Here is a 12,500-nt window from a genome sequence, read left to right as displayed (position 1 = left end):
ATTAAACACCACCTCAAGTTATTTTAGTCGTAATAAGTTGGCCAGCTTCATTAATAGTAACTTTCCATTTCACTCCACTAGCAGTCTTCATGATTATACCTTTACTTGCCTCTATTTCAATATCTCCAAACATCCTTCCGCCAGTTGTCGCTAACCAAGCACTCCCATTTTCCATAGAAGATCTTGCAAAAATGCGATTAATTCGAAAACGTTTATGATCTTGAGAATAACCACTTAATGTAATTCTTACTTTATATAACTGAGTCGCTTTCATATTCGAAATAATTGTATCGCCTACATTTAATGGAACATCCGACGCAATAACCCAATTTCCAGTTGCACTTAATGCATATTCAATTTTAATTTTCTTTGGACTCTCTCCCCATCCAAAATACATTCCAAAACAATTTAACATTTGTATTGGTTTTTTCGTAAAATCAAGTTCAATGACAACTGGGTTACTATCTGGAACGTCAATATAGTTTACACTTTGCTCATCTATTAAATTAAAGCAATTTGTGAGATTTCCCCCGTACGGCACTTTTCCACTTACTTGCTTAACGTTATATTTCTGCTGAGCATTTACTAAAATATCATCTTGATTCCCTATTAAATGAGGTCTATTTAACGTCAATGGTAACTGAATTCGTAGGGATTCTTCATAAGTAGACTTACAAACATTGTATTGTCCTTTATCTACAATAGTTGTTGAAAGCAGATTTGAAAAAAGGGAGTTACGATGAGAATTAGAAGAAAATTCAATGACAATTTGTTCACTACTCATCCGGTACGTATCCCAAATCATACAATCAAATGTATTATACGCACCTGAACAACGAATTACTTTTTTCGTTTGTTGTCTACATTGCACTTGAATATCATGAAACGTATTTCCTGAACTTTCATTTGGCAAATCACTATTTCCATCAACTTCAATCCCATACACACATCCATCAATAAATATAGATTGAAATACATTTGCGTTAATCCAGCAAGGTGTATTGATATCATCTATATACTCTGTTTTCAAATATATTGCAGTTTGAAAGTTTTTAATTTGAATAAATTTAACTTGAAAGAAACTAATGTAATCCCATGCCTTTTGACAATAAAAATGTATAGCTTTTCCTTTATACGATGGAGTTGTATTTATTATATTTATATTTGATATAACAGATTGATTAGGTACTTCGATTTGTTGTGAACCAGAAACATAAATAACAGCAGATTGAAACAATGGATTTATAACTTGAAGAGTACCACCAACTATCGAAGCGTTACTTTGTAGCTCAAATGCATTAAAATCCCCATCAATTTGCAGTGTTACGGTAGGATCCAACTCTAATCTTACGTTTGATTTAATAACAATCGGCTTTACAATTTTGTACGTATTTATCCCTGTAATTCTAACCGTCGAAATTCGATTCGCTACACAATAATCAATAGCTTGCTGAATTGCTAATGAGCTATCATTTCCCGAGTTTGGAACTGCGCCAAAACAATCAATATGAACGCTACTTTCTGGCGCACAATCTTCTTGGGATGAAATATATTCTGACAAAATAAATTCACTCCTCATATTACCTTTTTCATATAATATGTGAGTTGTCTCTTAAAAGTTTCTATAATAAAAAAAACAAACGACCTACTCGGTCATTTGTTTAATTCATATATATTTTTCGTTTCCTCTATCATTTTAGTTAACGAAAAATATCTCATTGCTTTCTCTCGTGCTTTCAATCTAATAGCAGTTACCTTTTCTTCATTCCCTTGTAGTTCCTCAAGCGCACTTGCGAATTCAGATTCGCAATATTCAGATATCAAAACACCTGACTCTCCATCTATTACCGCTTCATGTATTCCACCAACATCTATTGAAACAATTGGTGTCCCTGTAGCCATCGCTTCAATTACTACCATTGGAAACACTTCACGAAAAGATAATAAAAGTAAGGCGTCCATATTCCCTATAAACTCATGCGGCTCTGAAATATTCCCTAGCATCTTCACCCTTTGCTGCAATCCATATTTTTCTATTTCTTTCATAATCGATTCTTTCTCTGGTCCATCACCAGCAATATAAAACATAAAATCATTTCTCTTTTTCAACACATTTGCAATTTTGACAAATAGTTGATGGTTTTTCTCTTTGGATAGTCTAGCTAATATCCCTATTTTATATGTAGATTCTTTCTTTTTCTGCTGGAATAAAAACTTTTCAATATCAACACCGTTATAAATTGTATTTATTTTTTCTTCTGCTACATGAATTGAAATTAAATTGTTCTTTTCAAACTCACTTACTGTAATAATATTGTTCACATATTTATTCATGAAATAACGAAAAAGCGTTGGCATTTTCTTTTCTAATATCGTTACATTGTGTTTCGTATAAACAATTTTCATCTTTTTTTTAATAAACTTTTGAAGTAGAAAAGCATATAATACCATCCGCAAACTATTTGCATGAATAAGTTCTATCTTTCGTTTACAAATTTCGTTTCGTAAATAATAAATATTTCTCAAATGATTCCATCGACTAAGTAAGATAAAATTTTCTTTTCTAGTAAGGGATTCATATAGTTCTCCATCACCTGCAGCTGTATAAATCTTAAAATCCTCATAATGCAAATTATTTTCTAATTTACAGAAATAATTTTCGGCTCCGCCAGTTATCAATTTATCAGTCATCAACAGTATATTCATAATTGCGTCTTCCCAACTACATTGATTTTATTTTTTTTATAAGCATGATAAGCATACTTACTAAAATAGTAAAAGCTTTGCACTGCATTAAGATTTTTTTGGTCCCTTAATAATTTCCAATACCGAAAAGCTGCTCTAACTTTATTTCTCGAAACAGAATTTGCTACAATTCGATACTTCGCTAATACTTGCTGTATCCCTTTTGCTTCATGCCCTTCATGTAATAAGTTCAGCCATAACGCTGTATCTTCCGGCTGTACACTAGGCATTTCGACATACGGAATTTTTTCACGATCAATCATCACCGTTAAACACCCGATAATTGTATTTCCTACTAAATAATGATAGTCAACAGATTTTGGTACACTCACTTCGCGATTTAATTCATTACCATTTTCATCAATTAAACTATACGACGCATATGAAAAAGCAATATTCATTTCTTCCATAAATAACAATTGTGTCTTCAATTTATGCGGCAACCATATATCATCACTATCTAAAAAGGCAATGTACCTTCCTCTCGCCTCTCGAATCGCTAAATTCCGAGCTTTAGCAGCACCAACATTTTCTTTTAATGATAATAACCTAATCCGTGAGTCTCCTTCTATTATCTCTTTAATTTTTGCGGCAGATTGGTCTGTTGAACAGTCATCAACGATAATCATTTCCCAGTTTTCATACGATTGATTCTGTACAGATAAAATTGTCTCACCTATAAATCGTCTACTATTATAAGAAGGTGTTATTACAGAAACATGAGGCGCCTTATTATGTGCTGATAGACATTTTACCATCTATCTTTCCCCTTCCTTCATATATTGAAATATACTTCACAACAACTGCTAAAAATAAAAAGAACGCTTCGTTAATAATGAGTGACAATGACATCATCTGAAATAAAAATGCAATCATAGTCAATAGAAGGTATGGTTTTTCACGAAACAAAGTATGCTGCGCTAACTTAAACATTAATATGAATAAAAACGCACTATATAGAAGAAAACCAATTGTGCCCGACTCAGACAAAATTTCTAAAAATGTATTGTGTACATATAATTTTTCATTAAATTGATACTCATAATAATTCGAGAAGTTAAACGCACCAATTCCGATATATGGATTGGATAAATAATATTTAAAAGCAGCTTCCCATAATGTAAATCTACCACTTCCATTATCATGGGAAAAATCAGAAATTCGTTTATTTAATATGTCATCTAATTGCCCCCCCATTACACTATTCGATAAACTAAAAATAACTACACTAAACAATACTAAACTCATAATTATTTTTATTTTTTTAGCGAAACTAGACATACATATATATACAAAAATGACAAGCACAAGCGCTAATATTCCCCCTCTTGAAAAGGTTAATAGACTCGTCGTAACACATAAAATTAACCCTAAGATGTTAGTGATATTTTGCAAATTCGTCATATAGTACATAAAAAATATTGTATTATAGAAAATAAAAATGTTAGGATCATCTAGCAATCCAATTAACCGTGGATATCCTCTATCAACTAATAATCCAGCAAAAATTTCTCTCTCTTCTCCACCGTATAAACTAAAGTATTGTAAACCGATTATATAGAGTAGTAGACTTACAACATTAAATACTATTCCTACATAAGCAATAGATGATTCAAGTACCACTATTTCAGTATTCCCCAATAAATTTCTCATTATAAAATAGCATCCTAAAACGAGTAGCACGCCAAAAATCATACGAATACTAGCATTTAAATACATAGAAAGAATTCCGCTTAAACAATAAATGAAATAAAACAGTAAAAATATAACTTCATGAAAATATAACTTTTGAATATGAAAGTCTTTAATTGTTAAACAAAAATATATGACTAAAAAAATCATATATATCTTCAATGAAAATCCAATATATAAATTGTATTTACTTAACATGACAAATAATATTAGAAGAATAATCCATCCCATTGATACTTTCATATTATTTTCCATAGGCTATATCCCCTGTTTCGTAATATAATCCTTTTTGCGTATTTTTCTTATAAAAGAAAGAAGAAGTTTTTTTAGCTCATAATCATATAGGAATATGGCAGCTACTACAATTAGTATATTAAGAACAAGCGCAATTAAATGATATGTATGCAATATATATTGCACTCCAATAAAGGTTACACCAAAATAAAGTGTATACGGTATTACAATTTGGAATACAATTTTTTTCTTCACTACACTTACCGCTATATATCCCACTAAAGCGACTATTTCAAATAAAACCATAGCGTATGCCGCTCCTATCACTCCACCAAGACTACTAAAGCTATAAAGCATAACCCCACCTATCACCAATGCTACACACTGCACAACAGTCCTCTTATTTTGACATCCACTCGTCGTTAAACCGTCAGCAATGGCAATATTTAAACTTTGTAGCACAATAAGAAATGATAATATTCTGAGTGGTTCTACTGCATTGCTCCATTCTTCATGAAAAAATATAGAAATAAAGTATGGTGCTAAATGATATAAACCGATCGTCATACATATTCCTACAATCATCATTGATTTAATTTGAAGCAAATTTAATTTCGTATGCTCTTCTATATTATTCTGGTTATAATGCTTAAAGAGCACCGGAAAAAATGCACCTGCAATTACCCCTGGTACTTGATATAAAGCTGCCGGCATCCGGTACGCCACTGCAAAAATACCTACCATACTTAATGGCAATGTATAGTTAAGCAAGATAGGCGCTAATTGTGGCGTACTCATTATTAAAAAACCGCTAATAATAAAGGGAGTTAATTGCCAAAATAACGCTTTATGAATTACGACTTTCATATTCATTTTCGTCTTTCTTCTCATGATATATATACTGAATAAACCACCGATCATATACCCAAAAGCATATAAGCGAGCTGTTACATACACCGGTAACTCTCCGAAAATACAAAAACATGTAATTATAATGACAACTGATGCTGATACAACTTTTATGAGCGCTATATACTTCATACGTTCCGTCAGTTGAAAATAGGCAATCCCTATGTTTTGCCAAGTTAATCCTATTAACATGAAAAACATTACGTTTATCATCATATAAATTAAATTTTTATCCGCATACATATAATGAATAGCAATATAACCGATGATAGAAATAAAAATAAGTAGAATCATCCTTATTTTTATATACGATGATAAAATCTGCTCTAAATCTGCTCCATCCTTTGCCCCTTCTCGAAGAAACGTATTACTAAGTCCTAAGTCTGTAAAGAATAACATAACAAACGTCACTGCTATGGCAACACTAAACATCCCATAATGTTGTGCGTTAAAAAAGTTTGCTAAAACAATTAAACTGACGGCCTGAAGAAGGTTAGCTAAAATCGTACTATAAAATAGATGGATAATATTTTTTAGAATAGATCTACCCATACAAGTTCTCCTTTGCAAGTAACCTACTTACATATGTTGTTTATTTACATATATATTTATCTTGCACCATTACCGTTCAATACAATTAAAACGGTTTTACATAAAATACGGATGTCCATCCGAAATGTTTTCATTTCAATATACTCCATGTCCAGCCTCAACTTTTCCTTTGGATCAAGATTATACCCTCCATTTATTTGTGCCCATCCTGTTAATCCTGGTTTTACTATTAAACGTTCCTTAAATTCTGGAATATACGCATCAAACTCATTATAAAAAAACTCTCTCTCTGGTCTAGGGCCTACAAAAGACATATCTCCTCTTAAAATGTTTAAAAGTTGCGGTAATTCATCAATTCTCGTTTTTCTTATAAACAATCCAACTTTTGTAATTCTTTGATCATGTTCTGTTGCCCATTGTGGTCCGTTCATTTCAGCATCCTTTACCATCGACCTTAATTTAAATACATTAAACTTCTTCCCGTTTATACCTAAACGTTCTTGAAAGTATATTGGAGCCCCTGATGTTTCTAAGGTAATCATAATACAAAAGAACAACATAATTGGTATTGTTAATAGTAACAATATGATTGAAAATATAATATCAAACAAGCGTTTTACACTTCGATTCAATATGCTAGGCTTTTCTTGAGCCGGAATCGTATACAACTTGGCTTGATTTGTTTCACGAATCATGGATCGTTACCCCCACATTCAAGAATATAAAATTATACCTATTAATTCACATTCTTTCCTATTTATATCCGCTATTACTTTTTGCACTGTACGTAGTGAATCTTTTCGCTTTTTAACTGCTAAAACCACTCCATCGCATTTCCCTGCAATAATGTGCGTAGCAGGAAGCTCAAATACTTCAGAAGAATAAACGAAAATGTAATCAAAATCTTCTTTCCACTTAGCAATCGCATTATCAAATTCATCCATAGCAACTAAGGGCGTCCCTGTATGTACTGTTTTTTTTGTAGGAATACAATATAAGTATTTAGACAAATTACTAGAAAAAGATTCATAATTGCGGGAGGAAGAGCTTATTATATCGTTTACTGTTATCATGTGATCACTTTGTAATAATACATGTAGTTTAGGGTCAGAAAAATTCACATCAATAAGTAACACCTTTTTTTTCATTTCCGCAAACACTACACCCATATTTACTATAAGCGAGGCAACAACACCTCTGTCCTTCGTTGAACTAACTGTGAACAGTTGTTTTCCGGATTTTTTCAGCTCGTGATACACCGTATAAAACTGCTCTTTCATCAGATCATCATGCAAATTGAATGGCAGCTGCTTCTTTGTCCTAAACATCGACATGTTCACCTCGATATATAGATGATTTTTTATCAACCTCTGTAGGTTTCTTTTTTCTATTTTGTTTCATATTTATGTAACCAATAACAGAGACTGTTGTTATTTTCTCTAAATCCTGTTCCGTGTATATACGTTCATCAAAATAATCTCGAAATACAGCTAAACCTATTCCAACAAAAAAACTAACAATTAAAGAAATAGGAATGATCAGTTGAAATTTAGGAAACAATTTTTCAGCCTGTTCCTGTAACTCAGGATCCGTTAATACTTTCACCCCTTGTACATTTGTGTACTGTTGAAAGCTTTTTTGTGATTGCTCTGCCAATGTCTTTACAATGTCTTTCACGATTTTCGGATTGGAATCTTTTACTGTAACAGTTACAATTTGTGAGTTGTCCGTATTCACAACCGAGATTTTTTGTGCTAATTCATGACTTGATTGCTCTAATTTCAAAGTTTTTTTGACTGTTGAAATAATTAATGGGCTTTTTAAAATATCAACATACGATGTTACTAGTTGCTTATTCTCTTGTGTTTTATTTGTTGAATTTTCCTTATTAAATTCATCTAAATTCCCAACAAGAATTTGCGTTGAATATTGATATGACGGCTTTAAAACATACATAGAGATAAGAACTAAAGAAGCGGTTAAACAACACATCGTTAAAATAATCGTTACGAATCTTCTTTTCAATAATTGTTGAAAATCTTTTATACTCATTTCTTGCTTCAATTATTTCACCGCCCTTTTCTGAATAACATCCTGCAATTCACTCTTTACAGATAACCCTTTCTCTCTTCTATCCACTTGTTTTGTTACATACTTTCCAACTCCGAATGCAAACTTTTCTACATATACATACGAAAGCATTGCAAGTATAAACGAAAAAACAAGTGAAAAAATTAAAATAATTGGCAACGGGAATATTTCATGGAGCATGTATATAAGGGAAAACAACGATATAATATGGTATAAATAAAGACTGTAAGAAATCTTCCCCAAATATAACAAATATTTATTACGTAGCAAGGACGACAAAGTTGATATTGACAAACTTAATATGACAAATAGACATGCACTTATCGCCACTACATAGTCTCGAAATATAAAATTATTGAGCACTTTAATTTCTCCTATAAGCCCTTCATACATAAAAAGTAAAATCGCAAATAAAAACCATGTAATTTTTGTGTTTTTAGTACAATTACTATAAAAAACTATTAAATTATTTTTATACTTCGCAACTAGTGCTCCGAGTAAAAACAACACCGTGTAATGCAATGTTAATGCATAGCTTGTTAATGTTAAGCCCGAGCGAAACAAAAATAATATTACGACAGAACATATACTAAAACTAAACAATAATAGTAATGAACACCTCAACGTTTTTCGTAAGCAAATCATCAAAATTAACGGGAAAATTATTGATATTCGCATTTCATGGACAAGTGACCAAATCACACCGTTATATGCATCTGTATTATATTTCCCAACCAATAAAATATGTTGCGCTATTAAGCTTGAAGAACTTTCAATCGTCCATAAGCGATTAAACCATTCACTTAAATAAGAAATACCATATTCACTAATTGTAATCTGGCATACAATAGCTATAATTATTGCCACAATATAAGGAATATATATTCTGCATATACGTTTTAAAAGGTATGATCCATAGCTACTATAGTTTTTTTGAATAGATTCATACAAAACAAATCCGCTCAAAACAAAAAAGATAATAACTGATTCGTTACCACTACTAAAAATTAGACGAGCAGGCGTTTCTTTTAATAGGTACACAACAAATGGCTTATTATCTTCATAACTGTAATTTTGAAATGCTGAAAAAATCATTAAATGATGACCGATCATTACTACTAATGAAGAAATTCCTCTTATAGAGTCCAATTCTTCGTATCTCTTCATCTTTTTACATCAACTCCTAATGAAATGATAATAATCATTTCAAAGCGACATCTTTATTCATATTCCCCTCCTTTCTTTTCATTCCAATTTTTCATATTAAAATGATTTTATAGTATAAATTTGAGTGTATTGTAACATTTTTTGTAATATTATGAATAGTAAATCTCAAAAATTGGTATATACCAATTTCAACCTCGAAAAATGAGTAATATTGATAGAAAAACGCTATAAAAATATCTTGCATATTTACAAAATTAAAGAGCTGATTAGCATTTTTTCAATATAAAATAAAAAAATAGCCTATATAGGCTATCTTTTTTATTTTATTTAATTACTGGCACCACTATATGCTACATGTCGTTTCTCAATTCTCTCCTCGATTTCTTTCATATTTTCTTTATTATTTAATAGTGATTGTTTATTTTCAATTAATAATTGTTTAAAAGATTTTCTCACTTTTTTTCTCATTTTCATTGTCCTCCTTGGGGGATGATTTATATAAAAGATAAAGAATTATCTGTGGTTCTTATAATAATTGATTGTTGTGAATTCTATTTGAACTTCATATGAAAATTCCGTTTATTTTCTGACAACTTTGTGAACACGAAAAAAGTGATTATCTAAAACTATGTTGAAATTAATTCACTTCATTATAAAAGTTACTATTTCCATCAACTTTTATCATTATATCTTGTCAAAACATTTATATATTTAAAATTGAGTTCGACATAATTTTATTTACTATAATACTGTTTACAAAAACAAAAAGAAGGTGTCACCAAGTCAAATTTCGACTTATGCAACATCCCTCTTTCCAAACTATTTATAGCATATTTATTAATATTTCAGGTCTTCCCCAATTCATTTCTTCACAAACAAATCTAAGTTTTTCTTCATCCATTGTGTGTAACCCTTCTTCTAGTGAACATGAAATTGGAACTTCACAGTGAATTTGGGCTAATTGTAACGAAATATTTAAGTTCTCTAAATCACTTTCAATCTTCGTACGCTGCGCTTTTGTTAATGATCCTACATTTTCTAGTACAGCGGATACTGTTCCGTGCTCTTGAATAAGCTTATACGCTGTTTTTTCACCGATACCTTTTACACCTGGATAATTATCACTTGTATCTCCCATGAAAGCTTTTGCATGGACGATTTGCCACGGCTCTACACCTTTTTCTTCCATGATTTTCTCCGGTGTGTAATATTCGTAATTTCCAATTCCTTTACGCAGAAGCATGACTGTAACGCTCTTATCAACAAGTTGAAGTAAATCCGTATCACCTGTTAAAATATAAACTTCAGCTTCATTGCAATATTGTTTTGCAAGCGTACCGATACAATCATCGGCTTCGTAGCCTTTCATACCGATAACTGGAATGGATAATTTTGCAGTCATTTCTTGCACTAAATCAAATTGAGGAATTAATTCTTCTGGTGGCGCTGCACGATTTGCTTTATAATTCGAGAACGATTCTGTTCTAAATGTCGTACTTCCCATATCCCAGCATGTAACGATATGTGTTGGTTCGATCGCTTGCGTAGCTGTTAATAAGTGTTTCATATAACCATGAATCCCGTTCGTAGGGGTTCCATCTTGTCGTTTCATAAATTGTCCGTAGACACTTGTTGCGTAAAAAGCACGAAATAATAGTGCCATACCATCAACTAATAATACTTTTTTCATAATTCCTCTCCTATTAAAAAAATAATAACCTTACGTTATCACGTAAGGTTATATAAATAGATTACCATTCTACGTTTTTGCTCAACTTTGTCTATTATACATTGTTTTTGTATATTTAGCACCATTAACACATTAAGACGTTCTACTACAACAAGTATGCAAGATGCCTGAATACGTATTTTTTCCAGTAGAAACAACGATAGCTTTTGCATTTCCACTAACGATATGCGAACCTTTAAAACATACATTTTCAAGCTCAAGTGGATTATAATCTTTCATCCGTTTTAATGGAATAAATCGTTTACGTTCAAGGTGATAGCAGCTCTCAAACTTCTCTATATTCGCTTCGTTTCCCGTTAACACAGACTCATTCACTAATAAATCATCTGCATAAATAATACGTACATCAGCTGGCACAGCATCTCCAGCCGAAAGAAAAATCATATCTCCAGGTACAAGTTCTTGCACAGGTATCTCCATCATTTTCAGTTCACTATTTAACCCTGTACTACTAGAACATTCTACTCTAGATACAGTAATCGTTTCACGTTGTAATTCATCACACACACGTTGTTTTGAAAAACCTGGAATCATGCCACCTAGCTTCATCATTACTTCTGCAAGAAGTGCTCTTTTTGAAGTTAGTTCATTTCGGCCATATACTTGAATACGTTTTTGTGCCTCTTTCATTGATAGTCCGTCTCTTGTTGTTTTAAAATATGCAAATACAGATTTTACATCTCTTGTTGCAATTTCAATTAATAAATCTTTATTTTTTTGGAGCATTGTTTGTTCTTTTATTGATTTTTTACTTAGTTTATATGACGTGTTACCCACAGTTTTGTTTGCATATAACATATTATCGTCTCCTCCTTTACAACATAGGAAGAAACGCTTTGTTTCTCAATTTATCCACTTTACTGTGAAAGTGTCTCGCGCTTTATAAACGCTACATTGTGATAAATATAGAGGGAGGAACAAATCGTTTCCTGCCTACATCATATATTTTTGATTTGAAGTATATGGGTAACGGAACCGAGTCAGAATTTGACATGCTCCTCACCTCCTCGTTTAATTTTATAGTTTATAATATGAAATTACTCATAGCTTGGTAACAAAAAAGACCCCTACCCTTAAGAGAGTAGCGGCCATTACATACACAAATAAACGATTTCTAATATAATTAGAAATCTACGGACCTCTCCCTCACCGAGTTTTAGCACTGTATAGCATAGGTACATTACCAGCTACGTTAAGAAAAACCTTAATTCGATCATTCCTGTTGACCCATTGGCGTCTCTCGACATTTTTGGGCAGTAGCATTTCTCTATACAGGAGCCTCACCTAACAGAGACTTATTTTCATTACATTGAAAATGTTACTCTTATTTAAAATAGATGTCAACCGTAGCCTACAATTT

At 31.7% G+C, this 12,500-nt stretch carries 12 protein-coding genes and 1 riboswitch; all 12 genes read right to left on the bottom strand.

From position 1 onward, the window contains the following. Positions 1–13: 13 nt before the first annotated feature. Entirely contained in the window at positions 14–1,561 is a 1,548-nt protein-coding gene (locus tag MKY21_RS08065; RefSeq protein WP_341075877.1) for a hypothetical protein, read from the bottom strand. A gap of 92 nt (positions 1,562–1,653) precedes the next feature. Further along, positions 1,654–2,706: a glycosyltransferase family 4 protein gene (locus MKY21_RS08060; RefSeq protein ID WP_001023684.1), complete on the bottom strand. Its 1,053-nt coding sequence runs from the start codon at positions 2,704–2,706 to the stop codon at positions 1,654–1,656. Further along, complete coding sequence (locus MKY21_RS08055) at positions 2,703–3,503, bottom strand: glycosyltransferase family 2 protein (RefSeq protein ID WP_341075876.1); 801 nt, start codon at positions 3,501–3,503, stop codon at positions 2,703–2,705. The genes MKY21_RS08060 and MKY21_RS08055 overlap by 4 nt, the downstream gene beginning before the upstream one ends. Continuing rightward, positions 3,478–4,692 carry an O-antigen ligase family protein gene (locus MKY21_RS08050; RefSeq protein WP_000429870.1) on the bottom strand — a complete coding sequence of 405 codons (1,215 nt, stop codon included), beginning with the start codon at positions 4,690–4,692 and terminating at the stop codon, positions 3,478–3,480. Before MKY21_RS08050 ends, MKY21_RS08055 begins: the two co-directional genes overlap by 26 nt. Before the next feature lie 3 nt (positions 4,693–4,695). Then, positions 4,696–6,132, bottom strand: coding sequence for an oligosaccharide flippase family protein (locus MKY21_RS08045; RefSeq protein WP_200462139.1), 1,437 nt, complete (start codon positions 6,130–6,132; stop codon positions 4,696–4,698). A 56-nt stretch (positions 6,133–6,188) separates the two neighbouring features. Continuing rightward, positions 6,189–6,827, bottom strand: a complete 639-nt coding sequence (locus MKY21_RS08040; RefSeq protein ID WP_000617652.1) for a sugar transferase — start codon at positions 6,825–6,827, stop codon at positions 6,189–6,191. A gap of 18 nt (positions 6,828–6,845) precedes the next feature. Beyond that, positions 6,846–7,466, bottom strand: coding sequence for a CpsD/CapB family tyrosine-protein kinase (locus MKY21_RS08035; RefSeq protein ID WP_141444305.1), 621 nt, complete (start codon positions 7,464–7,466; stop codon positions 6,846–6,848). Beyond that, the gene (locus MKY21_RS08030) at positions 7,453–8,196 is read right to left on the bottom strand and encodes a YveK family protein (protein WP_098938142.1); all 744 of its coding nucleotides are present in this window, start codon (positions 8,194–8,196) and stop codon (positions 7,453–7,455) included. Before MKY21_RS08030 ends, MKY21_RS08035 begins: the two co-directional genes overlap by 14 nt. Beyond that, positions 8,197–9,390 carry an acyltransferase family protein gene (locus MKY21_RS08025; RefSeq protein ID WP_341075867.1) on the bottom strand — a complete coding sequence of 398 codons (1,194 nt, stop codon included), beginning with the start codon at positions 9,388–9,390 and terminating at the stop codon, positions 8,197–8,199. 327 nt (positions 9,391–9,717) lie between these two features. Then, a complete protein-coding gene (locus tag MKY21_RS08020; RefSeq protein WP_001228048.1) occupies positions 9,718–9,858 on the bottom strand; it encodes an FbpB family small basic protein in 141 nt (46 codons plus the stop codon). Positions 9,859–10,213: 355 nt separating this feature from the next. Then, entirely contained in the window at positions 10,214–11,080 is an 867-nt protein-coding gene (locus tag MKY21_RS08015; protein ID WP_000757076.1) for a 5'-3' exonuclease, read from the bottom strand. A gap of 132 nt (positions 11,081–11,212) precedes the next feature. Continuing rightward, complete coding sequence (locus tag MKY21_RS08010) at positions 11,213–11,938, bottom strand: P-type ATPase (protein ID WP_000964949.1); 726 nt, start codon at positions 11,936–11,938, stop codon at positions 11,213–11,215. 335 nt (positions 11,939–12,273) lie between these two features. Continuing rightward, positions 12,274–12,439: riboswitch (M-box (ykoK) riboswitch) on the bottom strand. Positions 12,440–12,500: the final 61 nt, after the last annotated feature.

Source organism: Bacillus sp. FSL R9-9497 (genome assembly GCF_038005805.1).
GTDB classification, from domain to species: Bacteria; Bacillota; Bacilli; order Bacillales; family Bacillaceae_G; genus Bacillus_A; species Bacillus_A cereus.
Note: the sequence above shows the minus strand (reverse complement) of the source record. Positions and strands in the feature narration are given on the sequence as shown.

Coding starts and splice junctions, on each gene's coding strand:
- MKY21_RS08060 (WP_001023684.1), bottom strand. CDS start 2,706: ATGAATATACTGTTGATGACTGATAAATTGATAACTGGCGGAGCCGAA.
- MKY21_RS08055 (WP_341075876.1), bottom strand. CDS start 3,503: ATGGTAAAATGTCTATCAGCACATAATAAGGCGCCTCATGTTTCTGTA.
- MKY21_RS08050 (WP_000429870.1), bottom strand. CDS start 4,692: ATGGAAAATAATATGAAAGTATCAATGGGATGGATTATTCTTCTAATA.
- MKY21_RS08045 (WP_200462139.1), bottom strand. CDS start 6,132: ATGGGTAGATCTATTCTAAAAAATATTATCCATCTATTTTATAGTACG.
- MKY21_RS08040 (WP_000617652.1), bottom strand. CDS start 6,827: ATGATTCGTGAAACAAATCAAGCCAAGTTGTATACGATTCCGGCTCAA.
- MKY21_RS08035 (WP_141444305.1), bottom strand. CDS start 7,466: ATGTCGATGTTTAGGACAAAGAAGCAGCTGCCATTCAATTTGCATGAT.
- MKY21_RS08025 (WP_341075867.1), bottom strand. CDS start 9,390: ATGAAGAGATACGAAGAATTGGACTCTATAAGAGGAATTTCTTCATTA.
- MKY21_RS08020 (WP_001228048.1), bottom strand. CDS start 9,858: ATGAGAAAAAAAGTGAGAAAATCTTTTAAACAATTATTAATTGAAAAT.
- MKY21_RS08015 (WP_000757076.1), bottom strand. CDS start 11,080: ATGAAAAAAGTATTATTAGTTGATGGTATGGCACTATTATTTCGTGCT.
- MKY21_RS08010 (WP_000964949.1), bottom strand. CDS start 11,938: ATGTTATATGCAAACAAAACTGTGGGTAACACGTCATATAAACTAAGT.